General features: G+C 70.4%; 18 protein-coding genes. 11 read left to right on the top strand and 7 right to left on the bottom strand.

Going from position 1 to position 24,546, the window contains the following annotated elements:
* Position 1 precedes the first annotated feature (1 nt).
* Positions 2-427 carry a hypothetical protein gene (locus IE257_RS11330; protein ID WP_189967451.1) on the top strand — a complete coding sequence of 142 codons (426 nt, stop codon included), beginning with the start codon at positions 2-4 and terminating at the stop codon, positions 425-427.
* 16 nt (positions 428-443) lie between these two features.
* Here IE257_RS11330 and IE257_RS11325 read toward each other — a convergent pair whose 3' ends face one another.
* The 5 genes from IE257_RS11325 to IE257_RS11305 all read right to left on the bottom strand — a co-directional run bounded on the left by IE257_RS11325 (position 444) and on the right by IE257_RS11305 (position 8,076).
* Complete coding sequence (locus tag IE257_RS11325) at positions 444-1,370, bottom strand: carbohydrate ABC transporter permease (protein ID WP_189967449.1); 927 nt, start codon at positions 1,368-1,370, stop codon at positions 444-446.
* Positions 1,371-1,383: 13 nt separating this feature from the next.
* Positions 1,384-2,328 carry a carbohydrate ABC transporter permease gene (locus IE257_RS11320; protein ID WP_030386097.1) on the bottom strand — a complete coding sequence of 315 codons (945 nt, stop codon included), beginning with the start codon at positions 2,326-2,328 and terminating at the stop codon, positions 1,384-1,386.
* Positions 2,329-2,378: 50 nt separating this feature from the next.
* Positions 2,379-3,803: an N-acetylglucosamine/diacetylchitobiose ABC transporter substrate-binding protein gene (ngcE, locus tag IE257_RS11315; protein ID WP_189967447.1), complete on the bottom strand. Its 1,425-nt coding sequence runs from the start codon at positions 3,801-3,803 to the stop codon at positions 2,379-2,381.
* A gap of 296 nt (positions 3,804-4,099) precedes the next feature.
* Positions 4,100-6,814 (bottom strand): aconitate hydratase AcnA, encoded by a 2,715-nt coding sequence (gene acnA, locus IE257_RS11310; RefSeq protein ID WP_308279509.1) that lies wholly within the window; start codon positions 6,812-6,814, stop codon positions 4,100-4,102.
* A 155-nt stretch (positions 6,815-6,969) separates the two neighbouring features.
* Positions 6,970-8,076 (bottom strand): LacI family DNA-binding transcriptional regulator, encoded by a 1,107-nt coding sequence (locus IE257_RS11305; protein ID WP_268251396.1) that lies wholly within the window; start codon positions 8,074-8,076, stop codon positions 6,970-6,972.
* Positions 8,077-8,168: 92 nt separating this feature from the next.
* Here IE257_RS11305 and IE257_RS11300 point away from each other — a divergent pair, with 92 nt between their 5' ends.
* The 7 genes from IE257_RS11300 (at position 8,169) to IE257_RS11270 (ending at position 17,715) form a co-directional block, all read left to right on the top strand.
* The gene (locus tag IE257_RS11300; protein WP_189967443.1) at positions 8,169-10,109 is read left to right on the top strand and encodes an amidohydrolase; all 1,941 of its coding nucleotides are present in this window, start codon (positions 8,169-8,171) and stop codon (positions 10,107-10,109) included.
* Positions 10,110-10,256: 147 nt separating this feature from the next.
* Positions 10,257-10,706: a MarR family winged helix-turn-helix transcriptional regulator gene (locus IE257_RS11295; protein WP_209468464.1), complete on the top strand. Its 450-nt coding sequence runs from the start codon at positions 10,257-10,259 to the stop codon at positions 10,704-10,706.
* A 9-nt stretch (positions 10,707-10,715) separates the two neighbouring features.
* Positions 10,716-12,245, top strand: coding sequence for a helix-turn-helix domain-containing protein (locus IE257_RS11290; protein WP_189967441.1), 1,530 nt, complete (start codon positions 10,716-10,718; stop codon positions 12,243-12,245).
* 2,332 nt (positions 12,246-14,577) lie between these two features.
* Positions 14,578-15,132, top strand: a complete 555-nt coding sequence (locus IE257_RS11285) for a hypothetical protein (RefSeq protein WP_189967439.1) — start codon at positions 14,578-14,580, stop codon at positions 15,130-15,132.
* A gap of 365 nt (positions 15,133-15,497) precedes the next feature.
* Entirely contained in the window at positions 15,498-15,755 is a 258-nt protein-coding gene (locus tag IE257_RS11280) for a hypothetical protein (protein ID WP_189967437.1), read from the top strand.
* 580 nt (positions 15,756-16,335) lie between these two features.
* On the top strand, positions 16,336-16,842 hold the full coding sequence (locus IE257_RS11275) for a SigE family RNA polymerase sigma factor (RefSeq protein ID WP_189967436.1): 507 nt from the start codon (positions 16,336-16,338) through the stop codon (positions 16,840-16,842).
* A gap of 66 nt (positions 16,843-16,908) precedes the next feature.
* Entirely contained in the window at positions 16,909-17,715 is an 807-nt protein-coding gene (locus IE257_RS11270; protein ID WP_189967434.1) for a hypothetical protein, read from the top strand.
* A gap of 38 nt (positions 17,716-17,753) precedes the next feature.
* Here IE257_RS11270 and IE257_RS11265 read toward each other — a convergent pair whose 3' ends face one another.
* Positions 17,754-18,590 carry a class II glutamine amidotransferase gene (locus IE257_RS11265; protein WP_189967432.1) on the bottom strand — a complete coding sequence of 279 codons (837 nt, stop codon included), beginning with the start codon at positions 18,588-18,590 and terminating at the stop codon, positions 17,754-17,756.
* A 187-nt stretch (positions 18,591-18,777) separates the two neighbouring features.
* Between IE257_RS11265 and IE257_RS11260 the strand changes: the two genes are divergently transcribed.
* Both IE257_RS11260 and IE257_RS11255 read left to right on the top strand, forming a co-directional pair.
* The gene (locus tag IE257_RS11260; RefSeq protein ID WP_189967430.1) at positions 18,778-20,214 is read left to right on the top strand and encodes a cytochrome P450; all 1,437 of its coding nucleotides are present in this window, start codon (positions 18,778-18,780) and stop codon (positions 20,212-20,214) included.
* A 39-nt stretch (positions 20,215-20,253) separates the two neighbouring features.
* Positions 20,254-20,757 carry an FBP domain-containing protein gene (locus IE257_RS11255; RefSeq protein WP_189967428.1) on the top strand — a complete coding sequence of 168 codons (504 nt, stop codon included), beginning with the start codon at positions 20,254-20,256 and terminating at the stop codon, positions 20,755-20,757.
* A 35-nt stretch (positions 20,758-20,792) separates the two neighbouring features.
* Here the strand turns inward: IE257_RS11255 and IE257_RS11250 are convergent, their stop codons facing one another.
* Entirely contained in the window at positions 20,793-22,346 is a 1,554-nt protein-coding gene (locus IE257_RS11250) for an MFS transporter (RefSeq protein ID WP_189967426.1), read from the bottom strand.
* Positions 22,347-22,429: 83 nt separating this feature from the next.
* On the opposite strand from IE257_RS11250, the gene IE257_RS11245 reads away from it, so the two are divergent.
* On the top strand, positions 22,430-24,499 hold the full coding sequence (locus IE257_RS11245) for a S9 family peptidase (protein WP_189967424.1): 2,070 nt from the start codon (positions 22,430-22,432) through the stop codon (positions 24,497-24,499).
* Positions 24,500-24,546: the final 47 nt, after the last annotated feature.

Raw genomic sequence — 24,546 nt, 5'->3', positions numbered from 1 at the left:
GATGCTGCTCACCGAATGGCAGACGGGGACGGGCCTGCTCGGCGCACTCGGGCTCACCGCCGGTCTGCTGCCCGCATACGGGCCCCCGGCGATCGGGCCGAAGACCATGCCCGGCACCTGGATCGACCACACCAGCGGCACGCTGGTCTTCACCTCGGACGGCCGGGTCACGGCCTCCGGCGTCGGCCGGCACCGCCCCGGCGACCACCCCAGTGGCCCGTCGGAGCGGTGCTCGGGCTCCGGGACCTGGTCGTACGAGCCCGGCCGGGACGTCTGGACGCAGCAGGTCCGGATAGCCGTCCCCGGGTGCACCTGGCCCGCGTGGAGGGTCGGCGGCACCGCCCGGGAGCCCCGGATCCAGCAGAAGGTCGGCGACCCGGGTTCCGGAAGGCTCTACAAGCTGCGGAAAGCCTCCGGCGGCTCCTGATGCCGGAGGCCGGCCTCTACTTCAGCGTCGCCGAGGTGAGGCCCGCCTGGATCTGGCGCTGGAAGGAGAGGTAGACCACCAGCATGGGGATCATCGCGATGGTGACACCGGCGAAGAGGACCGGCAGGTCGGTCTCGTACCCCTGTTGCTGCTGGAGCTGGATCAGTCCCTGGGTGAGCAGGTAGCGCTCGGGGTCCGAGCCGGTCTGGGGCTGCATCAGCACGGAGGGCAGGATGTACTGGTTCCACTGGCCCAGGATGTTGAATATCCCGACGCTGATCAGGCCGGGCTTGGCCATGGGCACCATCACCTGGAAGAAGATCCGGGTGTCCGAGGCCCCGTCGATCACCGCCGCCTCGTGCACCGCCGTCGGCAGCGTCCGGAAGAACGAGTGCATGAAGAAGACGGTGAACGGCATCGAGTAGGCGACGTACACGAGGATCAGGCCCTGGTACGTGTTCAGCATGTCGAACCGCTTGACCATGAAGAAGAGCGGGACGAGCGCCAGGAAGACGGGGAACATCGCCCCGCTGACGAAGAAGTAGTAGACGAACCGGTTCCCCGGAAAGGGGTAGCGGGCCAGCACGTACGCCGCCATGGACCCGAGCAGCATCGTCAGCGGGACCGAGAACACCATCACGATGAGCGTGTTGGCGAAGTAGTCGCCGATGCCCTTGTCCCAGGCCCGGCCGAACGCGTCGAGGTTCCAGTTGGAGGGCCAGCTGAGCGCCGAGCCGCCGATCTGCGCGTCGGTCTTGAAGGAGCCGAGCGCCAGCCAGATCAGGGGCAGGACGATCAGTATGGCCCAGACGGCGAGGAAACCGTGGGAGAAGACGTTGAGGACCGTGCCCTCGGAGCCTTTTCCGCCCCGTTCCCCGCTCGGGCCGGCTCCCCCGGACCGCTCCGCGGCCGCTTCGCCCGGAGCCTTGATCACTGTGGTCATGAGGGTCTCCCGCTCAGAACTCGATGCGCTCGCGGCGGGTGGCGCGCAGCGTGATGACGGAAAGGATCATGGTGAGGACGAGCATGACCACGCCCATGGCGCAGGCGTAGCCGCTCTTGCCGAAGTAGAGGAAGTTCCTCATCAGCACCGTCGCCATGACCTCGCTGTGGTGGTCGGGCCCGCCGCCGAACTGGCCCGAGGTCATGGTCGACACCAGGACGAACATGTCCATCGCGGCGATGCCCAGGTAGACCGCGGAGGTCTGCACAGAGTCCCACAGCAGGGGCAGGGTGACCTTGAAGAAGGTCTGGGCGCGCCCGGCTCCGTCGAGCAGGGCGGCCTCGTAGATGTCCTTGGGGACGGACTGCATGGCCGCCGAGAACAGCACGAGGTAGAAGCCGACGCCGTGCCAGACGACCACGAGGAGCAGGCACCAGAGCACGAGCCGCGGCTCGTTCAGCCATTCGACCGGGTGCAGCCGGTCGACCAGGCCGAGGCGGATGAGGACGCCGTTGAGCAGGCCGCCCTCGTCGGTGCGGTACACGGCGCCGAAGAGCACCGCGAGAATGGCGAGGGAGAGGACCTGCGGGAAGAAGTAGACGATCTTGTAGAAGCCCGATCCCCGCACGCCCTGCACCCCGCCGGCCCCGCCCCGCCCGCCCGCGTTCACCATGAAGGCGAAGAAGAGGGCGAGCAGGATGGTGACCACCGGGACGAACACCAGAAGGAGCAGGTTGTTCCACAGGGCGCCGCGGAAGACCTCGTCCTTCATCAGGGCCGTGTAGTTGTCCACCCCGACGAAATCGAAGGTCGGCGACTGGCCCGTCCAGTTGGTGAAGGAATAGCCGAACGTCTGCACGTACGGCCAGATGACGAAGGTCAGGTACAGCGCGAGGGGTGCGAGGAGGAAGCCGGCGATGAAGCCGCCCCGTCCCCTGCCCTGGGCTACTTGGCTCATGGTGTCCGTCCCTGGAGTGCCCGGTGACCGGTGCCCGGTGGTGCGCGTGGTCAGCTGCGACGGTTGTTCTTGGCGTTCGGGTCCTGCGCCGCCTTGTTTACCGCAGCCTGGGCCCGCTTGATCCACTCCTTCGGCTGAATCCGCTTGGCCATCAGCTCATTGGACGCGTCCTGGATCGCCGTGTCCATTTCGCTGTACCAGTCGGGGTAAAGGTAGTTGAACGTGTTCGTACCCGCTGCCTTGAGGGCCGTCACCGCCGACTGGGTGCCGGGCCGCAGTTTCACGCCCGGGTCCACGCCGTCCTTGACCACGGTGAGCGAGTTCGCCTGCTGGGCGAACATGGTGGACCATTCGCGGGACAGCATCGAACGGATGAACTCCAGGCCGCCGGCCTTGTTGGCCGCCTTCTCCGGAACGATGAAGGGCTCGCCGGCGCCGGCCCGGATGGCCTCGAGGGGCAGCTTGCTGTCGGCCAGCAGCGGGACCGGCAGGAACTGCATGTCGAAGTCGTCCGGAGTCTGCTTGAGCTGCTCGTTCTCCAGCCAGGAGCCGGAGGGGATGAAGGCTGCCTTGTACTGGTTCCAGGCGGTCTGGGACTCCGTGTGGGTCAGGCCGTTGGTGCCCGGGAGCAGCAGGTCCTTCTCGACCACCTCGTAGACCGCCTCGACGGCGGCGAGGGCCGCCGCACTGCCCTCGAAGGCGTTCGGCTCCAGATTGTCGATCGCCTTCATGGCGTCCAGACCGCCCTTCTTGGCGATCAGGTCCATGATGACGACATTGATGTAGTACGGGAACTTGCCCTGGTGGGCGAGGCCGCCGATGCCGGCCTCCTTGGCCTTCGCACAGACCGCGAGGAACTCGTCCCAGGTCTTGGGCGCCGTCCAGCCCTTCTCCTTGAAGAGCTTGCCGGAGTACCAGAAGCCGAAGACCGTGTAGACGTAGTTGAGCGAGACGAACTTGCCGCCCTGCGTGCCCTGTTCGATGGTGCCGGCGATGAGCAGGTCGCGGACCTTCTTGCTCGGGTCGTCGAGGGACGGCGCGTCGAGCACCGGGGTCAGGTCGGCGAGCTGGTTGCTCTTGAAGAGCACGTCCAGCTTGATCTTCTGCGCGCCGGAGTTGTCGACGACATCCGGCGGGTTTCCGCCGTTGAAGCGCGTCTGGAGCTTTCCGGTGATCTCCTGGGTGCCCAGGTGGGAGCTGGTGGTGCCCCACTTCTTGTCGAAGGCGGCCTCCCAGGCCTTCGCGTAGTCGTCACCGAACCCGCCCTTGAAGACGACGACGTCCAGTTTGCCGCCCTTGGCGACGCCGAAGGGGTTCTCCTTGGTCACCGCCCCCTTGTCCGGCCCCTTCGTCGTGTCCTCACCGCCGGAGGCGCAGGCGGACAGGAAGCTCATCGTGGGCACCGAGATCAGTCCCAGCGCTGCGGAGCGCTTGATCAGGTCACGGCGGCCGAGGCCCTCACCAGTGGATCCCATGCTCTTGTCCTCGCCTTCGTCAGAAGTGTGAAGGAGGCCGGAAATCGCGACGGTCACCGCGCATACGGACATCACCGCAGGTCCCCGCCATCCCCCGGTCCGGCGCCGCCCAGTACCGCGGCGATCCGGACGGGCACAGGTATAGTCCACTTCCGCTCGTGTGAGCAAGATCATGCACACGGTTGCCTGTCAGCTTTTCCGAGTTGAGACCTCCCCGAAACCTGGCCCCGGCCGGAAAAGGCGGAAGGGCCGTACCCCCTTAACGGGGATACGGCCCTTTGGTGCCGCTACGGTCCTCAGCCTCGGATGAGGTTCCGCAGGACGTACTGCATGATGCCGCCGTTGCGGTAGTAGTCCGCCTCACCCGGCGTGTCGATGCGGACGACCGCGTCGAACTCCACACCGGTGTCGGTGGTCACCTTGACGGTGCGCGGGGTGGTGCCGTTGTTCAGCTCCTCCACACCGGTGAAGGCGAAGGTCTCCTCGCCGGTGAGGCCCAGGGAGGCGGCGGTGGCGCCCTCGGGGAACTGCAGGGGCAGGACGCCCATGCCGATCAGGTTGGAGCGGTGGATGCGCTCGTAGGACTCGGCGATGACGGCCTTGACGCCGAGCAGCGCGGTGCCCTTGGCCGCCCAGTCGCGGGACGAGCCGGAGCCGTACTCCTTGCCCGCCAGGATGACCAGCGGGATGCCAGCGGCCTGGTAGTTCTGCGAGGCGTCGTAGATGAAGGCGACCGGCGCGCCGTCGACGGTGAAGTCGCGGGTGAAGCCGCCCTCGGTGCCCGGCGCGATCTGGTTGCGCAGGCGGATGTTGGCGAAGGTACCGCGGATCATGACCTCGTGGTTGCCGCGGCGGGAACCGTACGAGTTGAAGTCGCGGCGCTCGACGCCGTGCTCGGTGAGGTACTTGCCGGCCGGGGTGTCGGCCTTGATCGCACCGGCCGGGGAGATGTGGTCGGTGGTGACCGAGTCGCCCAGCTTCGCCAGCACGCGGGCGCCGGCGATGTCGGAGACCGGGGTGGTCTCCATCGTCATGCCCTCGAAGTAGGGGGGCTTACGGACGTAGGTGGACTGCGGGTCCCACTCGAAGGTGTTGCCGGTCGGGATCGACAGCGCCTGCCACTGGGCGTCGCCCGCGAAGACGTCCTGGTAGGACTTGCTGAACATGTCCTCGCCGATGGCGTTCGCCACGACGTCGTTGACCTCGGCCTCGGAGGGCCAGATGTCCTTGAGGAAGACCGGGTTGCCCTCGGTGTCGACGCCGATGGCGTCGGTGGTGATGTCCACCTTCATGGAGCCCGCGATGGCGTACGCGACGACCAGCGGCGGGGAGGCCAGGTAGTTCATCTTGACGTCGGGGTTGATGCGGCCCTCGAAGTTGCGGTTGCCGGAGAGCACCGAGGTGACCGCGAGGTCGTGCTCGTTGATCGCCTTCGAGATCTCCTCGTCCAGCGGACCGGAGTTGCCGATGCAGGTGGTGCAGCCGTACCCGACGAGGTTGAAGCCCATCTTGTCGAGGTACGGGGTCAGGCCGGCCTTGTCGAAGTAGTCGGTGACGACCTTCGAGCCCGGGGCCAGGGTGGTCTTGACCCACGGCTTGCGGGTCAGGCCCTTCTCGACCGCCTTCTTGGCCACGAGCGCCGCGGCGACCATGACGTAGGGGTTCGAGGTGTTGGTGCAGGAGGTGATCGCGGCGACGGTGACGGCGCCGTGGTCGATCTCGAAGGAGGTGCCGTCGGCCAGGGTGACCAGCGTCGGGCGGGTCGGCACGCCGTCGGTGGCGGCCGGGGCGTCGGAGGCCGGGAAGGACTCCTTGCCCGCCTCGTCGTCGTCCTCGACGTAGTTGCGCACGTCCTGCGCGAACTGCTGGGAGGCGTTGGCGAGGACGATGCGGTCCTGCGGGCGCTTCGGGCCGGCGATGGAGGGGACGACCGTGGAGAGGTCGAGCTCCAGCTTCTCGGAGAAGTCCGGCTCGGCGGCCGGGTCCAGCCACAGGCCCTGCTCCTTGGCGTACGCCTCGACGAGCGCGACCTGCTGGGCGTCGCGGCCGGTCAGGCGCAGGTACTTCAGGGTCTCGTCGTCGATCGGGAAGATCGCGGCGGTGGAGCCGAACTCCGGCGACATGTTGCCGATGGTGGCGCGGTTCGCGAGGGAGGTGGCGGCGACGCCCTCACCGTAGAACTCGACGAACTTGCCGACGACACCGTGCTTGCGCAGCATCTCGGTGATGGTCAGCACCAGGTCGGTGGCGGTGGTGCCGGTCGGCAGCTCGCCGGTCAGCTTGAAGCCGACGACGCGCGGGATCAGCATGGAGACCGGCTGGCCGAGCATCGCGGCCTCGGCCTCGATGCCGCCGACGCCCCAGCCCAGCACGCCCAGGCCGTTGACCATGGTGGTGTGCGAGTCGGTGCCGACGAGGGTGTCGGGGTACGCCTGGCCACCCCGGACCATGACCGTGCGGGCCAGGTGCTCGATGTTGACCTGGTGCACGATGCCGGTGCCCGGCGGGACGACCTTGAAGTCGTCGAAGGCGGTCTGGCCCCAGCGCAGGAACTGGTAGCGCTCCTTGTTGCGGCCGTACTCCAGCTCGACGTTCTGCGCGAAGGCGTCCTTCGTGCCGAACTTGTCGGCGATGACCGAGTGGTCGATGACCATCTCGGCGGGCGAGAGCGGGTTGATCTTCGCCGGGTCGCCACCGAGGGCCTTGACGGCCTCACGCATGGTGGCGAGGTCCACGACGCAGGGGACGCCGGTGAAGTCCTGCATGATCACGCGGGCCGGCGTGAACTGGATCTCCTCGCTGGGCTGGGCCTGCGAGTCCCAGTTACCGAGCGACCGGATGTGGTCGGCGGTGATGTTCGCGCCGTCCTCGGTGCGAAGCAGGTTCTCCAGCAGGACCTTCAGGCTGTAGGGAAGGCGGGCGGAGCCCTCGACCTTGTCCAGCTTGAAGATCTCGTACGACTCGTCGCCCACCTGCAGCGTGCTGCGGGCGTCGAAGCTGTTCGCCGACACGACAGTCTCCTTCATGCATGAATTCGCGCGTATTACCGCAATCCTGCCGCCACGCCCCTTGGCCAATCCGCTAAGGTAGGGCTAAGTTAGGTAACCCTTACCAGCGGGGGCGGCTGCGGTACGCCTTTGGCAGATATCTCGATGTCGAGATAACTCTAGTACATGTCCGGGGGGAGGGACGAGGCGCGCACCCGTAGCCCCGCCGGAACCGTCCGTTGGCCAGGGGATTCCGCATGCCCGGATTCGATCAGGTTGACCAGGACAGACACCGCCGAAGCGGCGATCCGCTCCGGATTCAGGGTGACGGTGGTCACGGCGGGCTCGGCCTCGGCGTAGGCCGGATCCTCGCTGGCGCAGACGAGCAGCAGCCCGTCATGCCCCGGAATGCCGGGTGCGCCGGTCCGTGGGCCGGGTGCGCCGGGTATGCGCAGGCCATGGCGCGCGGCGGCGGCCAGTACCTGCCGGCCGCCCGGGTCGTACACGCAGTACACGGCGTCCGGCCGGTCCGGTCCGGCGAAGGCGGAGTCGAAGGCGCGCCCCGCCGTGTCCTCGGGGTCGAAGGGGACCAGGAGGGGCGCCCGGCCGCGCTCCGCGCACCATTGTTCGTAGGCCGACGTGACGGCCCCCGTGTAGAACTCCCGGCCGTAACCGGCGTGCAGCGCGATCCGCCGGGCCCCGGACGCGGCGAGGTGGTCGAGCACCTCCCGGGTGGTGGCTGTGTGGTCGTTGTCCACCCACACGTCCCCCGGCCAGGGGTCGGGCGGCCGTCCGTCGAAGACCACCGGCAGACCCCGTGCCCGCAGGGCCCGCAGCACCGGGTCGCCGGCCGGACTGTCGAGCAGGAGCATCCCGTCCACGGCGAGGGTGTGCCACAGCGGCTCGGCGCCCCGGTCGGCGGGCAGGGTGGTCAGGGCGTAGCCGTGCGCGTGCGCGGCCGAGGTCGCCGCGGTGAGCAGCCGGGAGAAGTAGGCGATCCCGACGAAGTCCCAGGCGTCCCCCGCGTACGTGGTCACCGCGACGCCGAGGCTGCGGGTGCGCGGGCCGCGGCGCGCTCCGTAGCCGAGCGCGCCCGCCACCTCGCGGACCCGTCGCCGGGTGGACTCGCCGAGGCGGCCGGTGCCGTTCAGCGCGTGCGAGACGGTCGCGGTGGAGACCTCGGCGGCGCGCGCGATGTCGGCGAGCGTCGGACCGGATGCGGGCCCGGAGGAAGGCCCGGAGGAGGACCCGGAGGAGGACCCGGGTGCGGGCGGGGGTGCGGGCACGCCGCCATCGTACGGATTTCGTCGGTGGGGACGGCTTCTGGTTAAGCCGTTAATCAAACAGTGTCCTGGCCACACCAACGTTTGGAGCGGGCATGACCTCTTCGCACCCTTCCCACGCTTCTCACCGCCTTTCCCGCCGCGGACTCCTCGCGGCCGCCGGGGTCGCCGGGGTCACCGGAGCGGCCGGCCTGCTGGGGGCCGCCCCGGCCTCGGCCGCCCCGGCACCCTCGGCCGCGGCCTCCGCCGGGCGCGGTTCGGCGGCCCTGGTCGTCCACAACGCCTCCGTGTTCACCGGGACCGGCGGCCGGGCCCCCGTCGAGGCCGTCGCCGTCGGCCGGGACGGCAGGATCCTGGCCACCGGCACGAACGCAGCGGTACGCCGGCACGTGGGCCGGGACACCGAGGTCGTCGACGCCCGCGGCAACACCGTCATGAGCGGCATCCACGACGGCCATGTGCACCCGCTCGGCGCGGGCGAACGCTCGCTGTCCCCCTCGCTGGAGGGCGCCGAGACCACCCCGGCCGAGCTCCGGGAGATCCTGACCGGCTTCCTCGCCGAGACGGGCGGCGCGGGCGCGGAACCCGACCGCTGGCTGGTGGTCGAGGACTGGAACCCGGTCGGGCTGCTCCCCGTGGGCACCCTTGCGCACCATTCGATCCTGGACGCGCTGCCGACCCGGCGGCCGATCGCCCTCGTCGGCGGCGACGGGCACAACCTGTGGGCCAATCAGCGGGCCCTGGACATCGCCGGGATCACGGCGGCCACGCCCGACCCGGTCGGCGGCAAGGTGGTGAAGGGCGCGGACGGACAGCCGACCGGCGTCCTCAAGGACGACGCCCAGGGCCTGGTGCGGCGGCACGTACCGGAGCCCACCCGGGCCGACCTGGTCGCGGCGTGCGCGAAGGTGCTCGGACTGGCGGCCGCCTCCGGGGTCACGACGATGATGGACGCGCTGGTGGGGCGGCACGAGCTGGAGCTGTACCAGGCGCTCTCGGCCGCGGGGAAGCTGCCGCAGCGGATCGTGCCGGCCATCCGGCTGGAGGCGGAGCAGACCAGGGACCCGGCGGGTTCGCTGGCCTACGCGCGGGGGCTGCGGCGGGAGTTCGAGGGGGTGCGGGGGCTCCGGTTCGGGATGATCAAGGTCTTCCTGGACGGGGTCATCGAGTACCCGGCGCAGACCGCCGCGCTGCTGAAGCCGTACCTCGACGCGAACGGCAGGCCGACCGGCAACCGGGGCGAGCTGTACACCTCGGCCGCGGACTACGGGCGGCTCACCGCCGCCTTCAACCAGGCGGGCTGGCAGATGCACGCGCACGGACTCGGCGACCGTGCGGTACGCACCGCTCTGGACGGGTATGCGTACGCCGGTCGGATGACGGGCCGGCGGGACGCCCGCAACGCCGTGGCGCACCTGCAGCTCGTGGACCCTGCGGACCTGCGGCGCTTCGCGCAGTTGGGCGTCGCCGCGTGCATGCAGCTCCAGTGGGCGGCGAAGGACACCTGGACGATGGAGGCGCTCCTCCCCTACATCGGACCCGAACGGCACCGCTGGATGTACCCGGCGCGGAGCCTGGAGAAGGCGGGGGCGCGGCTGTCGGGGGGCTCCGACTGGCCGGTGGACGCCCTTCAGGTGTGGAACCAGCTGCGGACGGCGATCGACCGCCAGGGCTCCTTCGGGGCGGGCCCGCTGTACCGCGAACTGGAGGGGCTGAGCCGGGACACGGTGCTGCGGATGCACACCTCGGGGACGGCGTGGCAGCTGCGCCAGGAGGGGCTGACGGGCACGGTGGAGCCGGGCCGGGCGGCCGACCTGGTGGTGCTGGACCGCGACGTGCGGCGGTGCCCGGTGGCCGACATCAGCGGGACGGGGGTACGGATGACCCTGGTCGGCGGCCGCGTGGTGCACGACGTGGATTCCGCGTCGGGCAGGGCGGCCTCGGCGCGGGTGGCCGGCGCGGCCGCGGCCGGCCCGCGGCCGGCCTCGTACGCGGCGGTGCACGCCGGGGGGCGGCACCACGCCTGCAAGCACTGAGCGGGCGGACGCGCGGGGGGCACGGGGGTGGGGCGCCCGGGTCGGCGGGACACGGGGCCGTGGCGGGACACGGGCAGGCACGGGCGCGGGCACCGGCGGTACGGCCGGCGCCTTCGCCCGGGGCTCAGCCTGCCGCGAGGCCGTGCCGTGACGGAGGCGCCGGGCAGCGCGGATGCCCGCACCCGGCACTACGCGGCCCTGGTCGCCCTGGAGGACTTCGGCCCGGCGGGCCGGGCCGACCTCAGCGCCCGGACCGGAATCCACCGCAGCGACCTGGTCGTCGTCATCAGCGAACTCGCCGCGCGCGAACCGGTCGAGCGGACCCCCGACCCCGGGGACCGCAGGCGCAATGTCATCACCCTCGCGCCGCCCGGCCGGCTGCAACTTCGCAAACTGGGACAGATCCTCGACGCGGCACAGGCGGAACTCCTGGCCCCCTGTCCGCCCGGGAACGGGAGCAGCTCACCCGCCTGCTGGGCCGGATCGTCGAGCATCACGCGTACAGGGACCCCGTCATGGGACCTGACGGCCGGTAAGACCGGTGCAATACACCCATTTGCCACACCCGACGCGAAGGTCATCTCATATCTGAGATAGCGTGCCCCCATGGCAGACGACTACCTCGTACGCATCGGCAAGCTCATCCGTGACGCCCGGCAGCACCGGGGCTGGACACAGAGTCAACTCGCAGACGCCCTGGGCACCAGCCAGAGCGCCGTGAACCGGATCGAGCGCGGCAACCAGAACATCAGCCTTGAGATGATCGCCCGAATCGGCGAAGCGCTCGACAGCGAGATCGTCTCCCTGGGCTACGCCGGCCCGATGCACCTGCGCGTGGTGGGCGGCCGCCGCCTGTCCGGCGCCATCGACGTCAAGACGAGCAAGAACGCGTGCGTCGCCCTGCTCTGCGCCTCCCTGCTCAACAAGGGCCGTACGGTGCTGAGGCGGGTGGCCCGCATCGAGGAGGTCTACCGCCTCCTGGAGGTCCTGAACTCGATCGGCGTCCGCACCCGCTGGATCAACGACGGCGTGGACCTGGAGCTGATCCCGCCGGCCCGCCTCGACATGGAGGCCATGGACGCGGACGCGGCCCGCCGGACCCGGAGCATCATCATGTTCCTGGGCCCGCTGCTGCACCGGATGGATTCCTTCCGACTCCCCTACGCGGGCGGCTGCGACCTGGGCACCCGCACCATCGAGCCGCACATGATCGCCCTGCGCCGCTTCGGCCTGGACATCACCGCGACCGAGGGCATCTACCACGCGAAGGTGGTGCCCGGCATCTCCCCGGACCGCCCGATCGTGCTGACCGAGCGCGGGGACACCGTCACCGAGAACGCGCTGCTGGCCGCCGCGCGGCACGACGGCGTCACCGTCATCCGCAATGCCTCCTCCAACTACATGGTCCAGGACCTGTGCTTCTTCCTGGAGGCCCTGGGCGTCCGGGTCGAGGGCGTCGGCACCACCACGCTCACCGTGCACGGCGTTCCGAGCATCGACGTGGACGTGGACTACTCGCCCTCCGAGGACCCGGTCGAGGCGATGAGCCTGCTCGCCGCCGCGGTGGTCACGGAGTCGGAGCTCACCATCCGCCGGGTGCCGATCGAGTTCATGGAGATCGAGCTCGCGGTCCTGGAGGAGATGGGCCTGGACCACGACCGCTCGGCGGAGTACAACGCGGACAACGGCCGCACCCGGCTGGTCGACCTCACGGTCCGCCCCTCGAAGCTCGAAGCCCCGATCGACAAGATCCACCCCATGCCGTTCCCCGGGCTGAACATCGACAACGTCCCCTTCTTCGCGGCCATCGCCGCCGTGGCCCAGGGCCAGACGCTGATCCACGACTGGGTGTACGACAACCGGGCCATCTACCTGACGGATCTGAACCGCCTCGGCGGCCGCCTCCAACTCCTCGACCCCCACCGCGTCCTGGTGGAGGGCCCCACCCGCTGGCGCGCGTCGGAGATGATGTGCCCGCCGGCCCTGCGCCCGGCGGTGGTCGTGCTCCTGGCGATGATGGCGGCGGAGGGCACCTCGGTGCTGCGCAACGTCTACGTCATCAACCGCGGTTACGAGGAACTGGCGGAACGCCTCAACTCGGTGGGCGCCCAGATCGAGATCTTCCGCGACATCTAAGTACGCCGCAGGTCGGGACCCCTCCCGTCCTCCTGGGCGGTCTCCGGGCCGTCGCCCGTGTCTCCGCCCCCGCGGAAGACCCCGTCGACGGCCCTTCGCGCTCCCGCCCGACGGTCGGGCGTGAGGTGCGTGCGGAGACGTCCGCAGGGTGAAGCCCGGGGTGTCGTGCCCCGACCGTCTTCACCTGCCGTACGACGTGCACGACACCCCCGAGAAGGCCGACCCCGCCTGCGCGGCCGCTTCCCCGGTGGGCAGCGGCCGATGACCCGTCGGCCCGCACCGGCCCGGATTCTCCGTCAGGGCTCGGCCGGGCCGGCCGGGCCGGGAGCGTCGGGATTCCCGAGGGACAGGCACCACGGACATTCGTGGAGGTCGCCCCCTGCCCTCGGCGGACGAGGCGAAGGCAGGGAGAAACCCGCCCGGTATTCGTCCTGGAGCACCCGGGGCGAGCATATTTCCGTCCGGGTCGAGCCGACTGTCCGGGCCGCACCCGCCCCGGCGAGGCGGCGTGTCACCCGCATCACCGCCGCCCGCACTGCCCTCGCCACCCGGACAGCCGCCGGCCGGACACGGCGCCGAGCAGCCGCCCAGGGGCCTCGATCGGATCGGTCACCGTAGGAAGCCATGCTCACGCAGCCCTTCTCGTGGTCGCACGCAGTGCGGGACGGATAGACCTTGCTGCCGGAGGGCAGCCCCGGGGAAGGGTGGCAGCCCCTTGCGAATTGCCGACCGGAGACCCCCTCAGCGATAGACGGATGATATTTCTTTTATTCTCGACAGCTCTCGCCATTTCCCCGAACAGGCAGCACAGAAGTGCATCGATCAAGAATTGGGCACGCCGTGGCAAATTTAGCGTGCCTCATATCGAAGCGAGTCAGCAATGTACGAATTGCCGGGGTTTTTATGTGGCCGGCCACGTGCGGATTGCCGGGGTTTTTGAGGAATTCAGCGAGGAGTCGGCCGGCGGCGGGGCACCGCCGTAGGGGTCTCCCGCGAAGGGCGACCGACACGACTCAGGGACGAACCGGAACGGATCCTCGCCCACTTGGGACGAGCCGCCTGCGGGCCTCCACCCCGGTTGCACCGACGCCGCGGCTTCCCGGCGGGACAGCCGGATGGCATCCACATGGCAGGACAGGACATGCCTGAAGCGCTGTTGGCGCCGCAGCTCAAGGGCGTCCACGTGCCACAGACGGCCAGTCCCTGACGACGCCAGCGCAGTGCAACCTGTGCCCAGCGCGGCGGAGATCAGCACGATCCACAGGAGGATGTCTCCCACGGGTGGTCCTTTCGAAGGTTGATGGTTCAAGGAGCCCGCACGACCAAAGCCCCGGCGATCGGTGGGCATAACGCAGGGGCATATGCAGGGTTGCGCCCTCCCTGCCGATTGCAGCCATGCGCAGCAACCGATCCAGCCTTGGCATCCCATGGTTTCAACCGATGATCGGTCGACGGCCGGGGGCGGCGACCGCATGCCAGGAGTCAGGGGCCTGCGGACCCGGGCCGGCCGCGGCCGGCGCCCATCGCCCCCTTGAGCTGCGACGCGACCGCGCGGCAGGACCTGACGGCCGAACTCTTGTTGTGTTTGCAGAACCGATAAACGGCAGGCAATACCTATTCATCCGCCACCATCACCCGGATGGCGCACACCCTGACCAAGACCGTCAGCGTTTATGGAATATGACAACAGCAAAGCTCCCCGTCCTCTTCCGCAGATCTGCGGAGGAGGACGGACAGGGAGGCGGCTTTCACGCCGGGGCCACCCGGGTCGGAAAGTGGACTTTCACCCCACGCGCAACAGGACGTGGCGAGGCCAGGAACGCCACGCTGGAACACGGGAGCCTGGAGATCGATCTCAGCTACTCGTCCTCGATCTTTGAGGACTTCCTCCATACGATGAGCGTGATCCAGGTCGAGTTCGACCGGAGGTCGGGGAGCACCGCACCGTCCTCGGCGCCCGTCGACGAGCACTCGGGCGGCAGTTCCTGTGTTTGAGCCGTACGGATACCCAGACGTCCACGGCACCCACCCTCAGCCGGACACCACCGCATTCTGGCGCCGGCAGGACCACGCGCAGCAGCATGGCCCAGGGCAACCGCTAGGGCACGGGGAGCCGGACCGGCCGTGGGATCCGGCGGAAGAGCTCGCCATCCTTCTCCAGGAGAGCGCTGCCCCAGGACAGTCGGAGCCTTTCGGCCGCGTCGGCTACGACGACGCCGGTGACACGGTGAGCACCCTCGGCCTCGTAGCGGGACTGAAGCACACGCCTGCCGCCCGGCCGCCCAAGCAGGCCTCCGGCGGGCACCGTCGAAGTCCGTCGAAGGCGCCCGTCGTGACTCTGCTGCGAACGGGCAGCCTGTTCACAGCAGTTCTGGTCGCCCTCATCGCCGCCGTGGTGAGCATCCTCAGTGGGCTGGCCATCTGTGACGCCCTGCGCCACAGCGCCGGATTGCACACGGCCCGCGCAGTGGTCGGCTGGTGGCCCCTGCTGATCTACGGCCCCTGGATGGTCGCTTCCCTGTCCATTCTCAGATCCGCGCTGCACCAGCGCCGCGCGCTGCATTCCTGGTCCATCGTGCTGCTGTTCTCCACCCTGGCCACGCTTCTGTGCGTGGCCCAGGCGCCCAGAACGATCGCGGCCGGGACGTCGTCCGCACTTCCCGCGGTCGCGGCCCTGGCCTGCTTCCAGCAGCTGGTCCGCCAGATCACTCTCACCCGGCCGCCCCGACAGGCTGCGCCACGGCACCGGACTCCGCCCGCCTCGGTGCTCGGGCAGGCGGCCACGGCCGGGCGCGGCCAGGACGGAGTCCCGGCCGGCTACTCCGCGGCGGAGCGGAAGGCCGTCCGCTCTCCGTCCGGGGGGCGTGGGTTCGGGTACGGCGCATGACGGCCGTGCGCGTGGGGCGGTGACAGCCACCGGCTTCCTTGACACCCCACTCCTTCCCCACGCCTCACAAGAGTGCTCGCCTGCACCTTTGAAACGAAGATCGAAACCGATAGTCACGGGCCGAGAACATACTCAGCCCGACGGTCTATGTCCTTGTCCCGTCGCGGTCCGCGGTCCCGGACCGGCTCCCCGCGCTGCAGGTCAGACCGCATCGTGCCGCCGGCCGTCCGGTCACTGCGGCCCATCCGAACGGCACACAGCCACCGCCGGGCCCGCCCATGCCCGGATGCGGACACCGAACCGAACCAGATCCACGACGCGCTCCGGCGCGTCACCTCCCACGCCTATCACGAGAGATCACAAGCATGGCCCACGAAATGACCCACGCCGAACGCACGAGGTACAAGCGGCACCAGGACTCCGCCTACCGAGCCGGCGAAGAGGCCGTCACCAACCTCCAGGCGGCGCTCGCGCTCGCGGACCTGACCCTTCCTTCCCTCAGCAACGACGGGCCGGTGGCCGGCCACGGCTTCGTCCGGCTCGGAGGCTGCAACGCGGCCTTCGCCAACCGGCTCGCCGAGGTCATCGCCGCGGGGGCCGACGCGCTGCAGTGTCAACGGTGAACGGGGTTACGGCAGTTGCCGTCACAAGGCGCCGATCGGCGCCCGGACGGCCATCAGGCCCGAGCGTTCGCCGGTGGGGCGGACCTTCAAGGTGGCGTGGCCGTTGGCGAAGTTGGAGAAGAGGCGGGTGGGCGGGGCCGGCAGTTCGACGTGCGGCCCGGGCCCGTGTCTCCGCCCCCGCGGAAGACCCGGCGGCGGCCCGTCGCGCCGGCGCCCGGCCGCTGAGCACCGGGGGACCGAGCCGGTAGCCGTCCTCGGCGTTCACGATGAAGCGGAACCGGTCCGCTCGACGCAGGCCGCGTGGCGCACCGGGCCCAGGAGCGTGAGCCCCGGGGCCGGAGAGACGAATTGCGGGACAACCGTCAGTGAGCATCGCCCCCTTGGGTCAGCGTGCGACGAAGCCCCCGCCGAGCCGGAGATCCGGGTCGGCGGGGGCTTCTGCCGTTCCCGGAGTCGGCCGCCGCCCGTGGTGTCACGGCGGTGGAAAGAAGGTGCCTGCGGCGCGCGACATCCCGGCGCCTCGCGTAGTCGTGAAGGGTATGCACGGGGATCACGGAACAAGAGAACAGGCGGGGGCCGAGTGAAATCAGCACAGGAGGACGAGTACCTGGAGTTCGTGGCCGCGAGGGCGAAGGCCCTGTACCGCTCGGCGTACGTACTCGCGGCCGGCGATACGCATCTTGCCGAGGACCTGGTCCAGGAAACCCTCAGCCGGGTGTACGTGCACTGGAAGCGGGTGGCCGGTGCGGACAATCCGGTGGCCTACGCGCAGACGGTTCTGGTCCGCACCTTCCTCAGCCTGCGGCGTCGGCGGAGCACCGGCGAGCGCCCCCTCGGGCAGATGCCCGACAGTGCGGTATCCGGACCGGACACCGCACTGCGGCTCGCGCTGCTGGACGCGCTCGGCCGGCTTCCGCCCCGCGACCGGGCAGTACTGCTGCTGCGCTACTGGGAGGACCGCAGCATCGAGGAGACCGCCCGGATGCTCAGGCTGAGCAGCAGCGCGGTCCGCTCCCAGGGCACCCGGGCACTCGGCAGGCTGCGTGAGTCGCTCGGAGACAGCCTGTCCGATCTGGTTCCGCACTGAGTGCCGGTGAGCCCGGGCAGAAGCCGCCGCACAGTTCCCCCCAACGACAGAAAAGGTGACGCCAGCATGCCGTTCGAAGCAGACCTCGCACATGCCCTGGACCGCACGACCGACTCCCTCGAACCCGATCTCACCGCCCTCCTGAGCGGAGCCGTCGAGCGCGGCCGGAGCCGTCGGCGGCGCCGGCGGGGCGCGGCCGTCGTCGCCGGGGTCGGCGCCTGCGGGGTGATGGCCGTAGCCGCCCTGGTGATCCCCGGTGCGCTCGCCTGGACCCGTCCCGCGGGATCCGACCTGGAGACGGTGGCGCTGGCGATGCCCCGTTCCGCGATCACCGGCACCCAGATGATCGAGGCCCTCAAGGAGACGCTCCCCGGGGGCCGGTTCAGCAGGATGACCGGACAGAGCAACAACCCCGCGGATCCGTCCGGCGGGTACGTCGCCAACGGCGGACTGATCGTCGACGACGGGCACGGAGCCGCCATGGTCGGTGTCTCGGCCGTGCGGCTCAAACTGCCGCTCGGGGACGGCGACGGGTTGAGCTGCGCACGCACGCCCGCCCGGGCCGAAGGCGACACCTGCACGCTGAGCCAGTTGCCGAGCAGTGCCGCGGTTCCCGGCGGGGCCGTGGTGATGTCGGAGCGGAACGCGGCCGAGCATCCGGTACGCGCCGACACCGCCCACCGCTGGACGGTGACGGTGACCCTGAAGTCGACCGGCGCCCAGCTTCAGATGGTGCAGTGGAACAGCACCGGCGGCGGCAGCGGAGCCGACACGCCGAAACCGACCCGTGCGGCTCCCCCGCTCTCCGAACAGCAGGTGGTGGCTGCACTCACCGGTGCCGTCTGGTCACCGATCCTCGGCGCCGTCGGCTGACCTGCTGCCGTGCCGGGAGCGGCCGGGTGCCCCGGGGCCTACGCCGCCTGGGGGGTGAAGGGGTAGAGGGAGTCCCTCCCCGGTTCGACGATGCCGTAGGTGCTCTCCGGGACCTCGTTCCAGGCGCCCGGGAGGTCGCCCAGGGGCTCGGAGACGACCAGGCGGGTGTCGTCCGAGACCTCCTGGAGGAATGCCATGTCGGGGTGGAGCTTGCGCAGCGTGTCCACGCGGCTGCTGTAGAACAGCGTCCTCGACGCACCCTGGCTGGAGTACCGGAAGGCCCACAGGCGTTCGCCGTCGCTGATGGCGAGCGTCATCTGGATCGGGTACTCCACACCGTGCTCGCGGCCGATGCGTTCCACCACGCCCGTCATCCGGGCCACCGCGGCCGGCGGGTCCTCCTCCAGGCCGAAGGTGAGCGCCAGGTGGAACATCACCTCGGAGTCCGTCGTCCCCTCGACATCGGGGTACAGCGCGGGGTCGATCAGCAGGGTGAGTTGCCGCCGCATGCGGTGGAACTCGGCGATGGCCCCGTTGTGCATGAACATCCAGCGGCCGTGCCGGAACGGGTGACAGTTCGTCTGCTGCACCGCCGTTCCGGTCGATGCCCGGATGTGGGCGAAGAACAGCGGGGAGCGGACGTGGTCGGCGATCTCGCGCAGGTTGCGGTTGTTCCAGGCGGGGCCGATCTCCCTGAGGATCGCCGGGGTGCCCGTGTTCTCCTCGGTGTACCAGCCGACGCCGAAGCCGTCGCCGTTCGTCGTCTCCACGCCCATCCTGGAGTGCAGGCTCTGGTCGATCAGGGAGTGGGCCGGTTTGTAGAGGATGGTTTCGAGCAGCAGGGGCGTTCCCGAATACGCGAGCCATCGACACATGAGCAATCACCTCGGGGAGCAACGGTGCGACGCACGGTGGCCCTATCCATTGTGGGGTCACCGCCCGGTGATCGCCACGCCGGCGGGATCCGGATCAGGCCACTGTTGGGCCTGATGGGGACCATGTCCTCGCCAGGTGCGGGGCGGGCGCGGCAGAATCGGGATCCCGTAGGACGAAGGAGCTGCCATGGCGATGGGAACGAACTCCGGCGTGGATACGGGGACGGAGGTGCCCGGGCTGACCGGGGTGCCGTTGCTCGGGTCGCTCTTCGACCTGAAGTCCGACTCCCTCGGTACCTATCTGCGGGCCCAGCACCGGCACGGTGACCTGGTCCGGATCACGGCCGGTCCGCCCGGCATGCGCGCCGAGTTGTACTGCGTCTTCTCCCCCGCGGGAGCCCAGCAGGTGCTCGCCTCCGACGCGGCCCGCTTCCGCAAGGACAACCACTTCTACCAGGAGGTACGGAACTCCTTCGGCAACGGGCTGCTGACCAGTCAGGACGAGGACTACCTGCGCCAACGCCGGCTCGTGCAGCCGCTGTTCACCCGGCGCCGGGTGGACGGCTACGCCGAGGCGGTGGCCGCCGAGACCGACGCGGTCATCACCGCCTGGGGCGAGGCCCCGGGCGGCGTCGTCGACGTCTCCGACGAGATGATGCACCTCGCCCTGCGCGCCGTCGCCCGCATCCTCTTCGGCACGGACGTCGAGGCCACCGCCGGCGTCGTGGCCGAGTGCTTTCCGGTGATCACCGACTACGTACTGCGCCGCGGCTACTCCCCCGCCAACATCCCGCGCCACTGGCCCACCCCCGGCAACCGGCGGGCGGCCGCCGCGATGGACGAGCTGTACGGGGTCTGCGACAGGATCATCGCCCGGCGTCGGCGGACGCCCGGCACGGGCACGGGCGCCGACGCCGGCGTCGAGTCCGCCGGCGAGGACCTGCTGTCGCTGCTCGCCGCCGCCAGGAGTTCGGACGACGGGGAGTTCGACGCCTCCGAGCTGCGCGACCAGGTGTTGATCTTCCTGCTCGCCGGGCACGAGACGACCGCCACGTCCCTCTGCTTCGCCCTGCACCTGCTGGCCCGCCACCCCGAGCAGCAGGACCGGGCCCGTGAGGAGATCTCCCGCGTGCTGGGCGACCGTACGCCCGGGGCCGCCGACCTGGACCGGCTCCCGTACCTCACCCAGGTGCTCAAGGAGGCGATGCGGCTCTATCCGGCCGCGCCGGTCATCGGGCGCAAGGCCGTCGCCGCCACCCGGATCGGGGAGCACACCGTCCCCGCGGGCGCGGACGTGATCCTGGCGCCGTGGGTGACGCACCGCCACCCCGCGTACTGGCCGGACCCGGACCGCTTCGACCCCGATCGCTTCACGCCCGAGGCGGAGGCGGGGCGGCCGCGCTACGCGTGGTTCCCCTTCGGCGGGGGTCCGCGGGCCTGTATCGGGCAGCACTTCTCGATGCTGGAGTCGGTGATCGCGCTGGCGATGATCCTGCGGGCCTACGCCTTCGAGGCCGTGGACACCGAGATCCCGGTCGGCGCCGGGATCACCCTGCGGACGAACGGCCCGGCGCGCTGCCGGATCCGCCGCCTGGACGGCCAGGGCATCCCTTCCGGATATTGAGATGCGGGCAGGTCGGAGCAGGTAATAGGGTCGATGCCCGTGGAACCACTCACCGAGAAACAGATCCGTGCATCCTTCGTGAACTGCACCAAGGGCGAGGCGGCGCGGCTGCGGCTGCCGCTCGACTTCACCGAACTGCCCTGGAAGGAACTGGACTTCCTCGGGTGGGTGGACCCGGGAGCGCCACTGCGTGCGCATCTCGTGCTGCCCCGGGAGGACGGCCCGCTGGGGATCTCGCTGCGCGTACCGTCCGTGGGCCGCACCAGCGTGGTGAAGTCCAGCCTGTGCCAGATCTGCCTGACGGGTCACGCCTCCTCCGGGGTCACCCTGCTCGCCGCCCCGCTCGCGGGGGCGCGCGGCCGTGAGGGCAATACGGTCGGCACCTACATCTGCGCGGACCTGGCCTGCCCCCTGTACGTACGCGGCAAGCGGCAGCCGAAACTGCGGGCCGGGCGGTACGAGGAGTCCCTGACGCTCGACGAGCGGCTCGCCCGGATGTCCGAGAACCTGGACGCCTTCGTGGCCCGCGTCACCGGGACCTGAACGACCGGCCGCGGACCCGAGCGGCCGCGGCCGGCCTACGCACGGTCGGCCGCCGGCCTGTGGTTGCCCTGGAGGCGTTCGAGGTCCGAGGGCCGGACCTGGATGACGAACAGCGCGATCAGCGCCCCGACCAGGGTGAACAGCGAGGCCACGACGAAGGCCGAGCTGATGCCCGAGGTGAGGACCTGGTCCCCCCACGGCTTCGGGAGCTGCCCGGTGCGCGCGAAGAAGGCCTTCTGTATCGGGCTTGCGGTGCTGAGGAAGGCGGGCACCTGCTCCTTGGCCTCGTTGCGGCTGGCGGTGCCGTAGACGGTCACCAGGATCGACAGGCCGAGCGAGCCGCCCACCTGCTGCATCGTGTTCAGCAGACCGGACGCGGCGCCCGACTCCCGGTCGGTGACGTTGGACAGGGCCATCAGCGTGAGCGAGACGAACTGCAGGCCCATGCCGAGGGCGAAGAGCAGCATCGGGCCCAGGATGCTGCCCAGGTACGTCGAGTGGATGTCGACCTGCGTCAGCCAGGCGAGGCCGGCCGCCGAGGACAGCGCGCCGGTGACCATGAAGGGCTTGGGCCCGAACCTCGGCAGCAGCTTCGCGGTGAGGCCGGCGCCCACCGCGATCACCGCGCTGACGGGCAGGAAGGCGAGACCGGCCTGGATCGGGCTGAAGCCCAGCACGATCTGCACGAAGAGCGTCAGGAAGAAGAACATGCCGAAGATCGCGCAGGCGAGCATGAGCATGATGCCGTAGGTCCCGGACCGGTTGCGGTCGGCGAACATGTGCAGCGGGGTGATCGGCTGCGGCGAGCGGCGCTCGTTGAGGATGAACAGGGTCAGCAGGACCACGGCCGCGCCGAAGGAGCCCAGCGTGACCGGGTCGCGCCAGCCTTCCTGGGAGGCCCGGATGAAGCCGTAGACGAGCGAGACCATGCCCAGGGTGGACAGCAGCGCGCCCGCGAAGTCGAAGTGCCCTGGATGGCGTTCGGACTCGTGCAGCACCTTGACCGCCAGCAGCGCGATCACGATGGCGATGGGGACGTTGACGAAGAGCACCCAGCGCCAGTCGAGCCACTCGACGAGGATGCCGCCCGCGAGGAGTCCGATGGCGCCGCCGGCGGCCGAGACGCCCGCGAACACGCCGAACGCCCGGTTGCGGGCCGGGCCTTCGCGGAAGGTCGTGGTGATCAGCGCCAGGGAGGTCGGCGAGGCGATCGCGCCACCGACGCCCTGGAGGGCGCGCGCGGCCATCAACTGACCCTCGTTCTGGGCCAGTCCGCCGAGGAGCGAGGCCAGTCCGAAGAGCAGGACACCGAAGATGAAGACGCGTTTGCGGCCGAGGATGTCGCCGGTGCGGCCGCCGAGGAGCAGCAGTCCGCCGAAGGCGAGGGTGTAGGCGTTGACGACCCAGGAAAGGCTCTCGGTCGAGAAGTTGAGCGCGGTCTGGATGTGCGGCAGCGCGATGTTCACGATCGTGATGTCGAGAACCACCATGAGCTGACAGGAGGCGATGACGAACAGGGCGAGTCCGTTGCCGCTCCCGTGGACCTTGCCGTCGGTCCCGTTGCTGCTCGGCGATGCGTTCGGGTGCACCCTTTCGACGCTAAGCCCGCACCCCTGGGGTCACCACTCGAACAGCCTAGTAGTTGTGACATTTCACATGTCACACTACGATCATGGATGACTTCCTCAGGCTCTCCGCGAGCACGGCCCGCTTCACCCACGGTGCCCCGCGCGCCTTCTCCTTCGGGCACGAAGGCCGCCTGCTCTGGTTCCTCCGGTCGACCGGCCCCACCGACGCCTTCGACAGCCTCTGGGTGCTCGACACCACCACCGGCGCCGAGACCCGGCTCGCCGACCCCCGCGCGCTGTGCCCCGAGCCGGGCCCCCTCCCGGTGGCCGAACGCCGACTGCGCGAGCGGACCCGGCTCGTCGCCGCCGGGATCGGCTCCTACGCCCTCTCCGGCGACGGCCTGCGCGCCGCCTTCGCGCTGTACGGACGCCTCTTCCAGGTCTCCTTCGAGGCCGCCCCGGGCGCGCCCGGGGCGGCCTCGGAGATCCCGGCCGCCGGCCCCGCGCTGGACCCGAGGCCGAACGCGGACGGCTCGCGCACCGCCTACGTCGCCGACGACGTGCTGTACGTCGCCCCGGGCGGCCGGGTCAGCCCCGACGACGGGGCCCGCTGGGGCCTCGCCGAGTTCGCCGCCGCCGAGGAGCTGGGCCGCACCCGGGGCCACTGGTGGTCCCCGGACGGAGTCACCCTGCTGGCGGCCCGGGTCGACGAATCCGCCCTCCAGCGGCGCTGGTTCACCGACCCGGCGCACCCCGAACGGCCGGCCGAGGACTTCGCGTACCCCGAGGCGGGCGGGCCCAATGCCGACGTCCAGCTGTGGGTGCTCGGCGACGGCGGGGCCCGGATACGGCTCGACTGGGACGCCGAGAGCTATCCGTACGTCTCCGACGCGGGCTGGGAGTCCGAGAGCGAGATCCTGCTCACCGTCCAGGACCGGCTCCAGCAAAACGTCCTGCTGCTCTCCGCCGACCCGGCCACCGGCCGCACCCGCGAGCTGTCCCGCACCAGCCACCCGCAGTGGGTGGACCCGCTGGTCCCCGGCACCCCGGCCCGTCTCTCCGACGGGCGGATGCTGACCGCCGCCGACACCCCGGGCGGCGCCGCCCGCGCCCTCGCGGTGGACGGCGTACTGCTCACCGGGGACGGGATCCAGGTCCGCGCCGTGGCCGGGGTGCACGAGGACGGACTGCTGATCGAGGCGGGCCTGCGCGACCCGTCCGAGCAGCAGGTGCTGCTGCTGGACCCGGTCACCGGAGAACTGACCCCGCTCGCCGACGGGCCCGGCGTGCACACCGTGTCCGCGTCGGCCGGCAGCCTGCTGCTGACCTGCGCCGACGCCGACGGGGTACGGCGCACCGTACGCACCCCCGAGGGGCGGGAGTTCACCCCCGCCGACCTGTCCGAGCCGCTGCCCTACCGGGTGGACGCGATCCTGGAGCGGGTCACCGAGCACGGCGTCCCCACCGCCCTCGTGCTGCCCCGCGACCACGTCCCCGGCCGGCGGCTGCCCGTCCTGGTCGACGGGTACGGTGGCCCCGGCGCGCAGGACATCACCGCCGATCAGCGCCGCCGCCAGCACCGCCAGTGGTGGGCCGACCAGGGCTTCGCGGTGGTGACCATCGACAACCGCGGGACCGCGTACGTCTCCCCCGCCCACACGCACGCCATGTACCGCGGCTTCTCCGAGGTCACCCTCGACGACCAGGTCGCGGCGCTCCACGCGCTCGCCGCCCGCCACACCGACCTCGACCTCGGCCGGGTCGGGGTACGCGGCTGGTCGTACGGAGGCTACCTCGCGGCCATGGCCGTGCTGCGCCGCCCGGACGTCTTCCACGCGGCGGCGGCCGGGGCCGCGCCGACCGACTTCCGGCACTACGACACGGCTTACACCGAGCGGTACCTGGGGCTCCCGCAGGACCACCCGGACGTCTACGAGCGGGACTCGCTGCTGCCCGACGCTCCCGGGTTGTCCCGCCCGCTGCTGCTGATCACGGGCCTGGCCGACGACAACGTCCACCCGTCCCACACCCTGCGCCTCTCGCAGGCCCTGACGGACGCGGGCCGCCCGCACCAGCTGCTGGCCCTGCCCGGCGTCACGCACATGACCCCGGGCGGCACCCGGGAGAAGCTGATGGCCCTGGAGCTGGAGTTCTTCCGCCGCGAACTGGCCTGACGGACAAGGGCCGGACGGTGACGGGGGGCATGTGGCCGGGGTGGGCC

This window comes from Streptomyces avidinii (assembly GCF_014650695.1).
GTDB classification, from domain to species: Bacteria; Actinomycetota; Actinomycetes; order Streptomycetales; family Streptomycetaceae; genus Streptomyces; species Streptomyces avidinii.
This window is presented reverse-complemented; position numbering and strand designations above follow the sequence as displayed.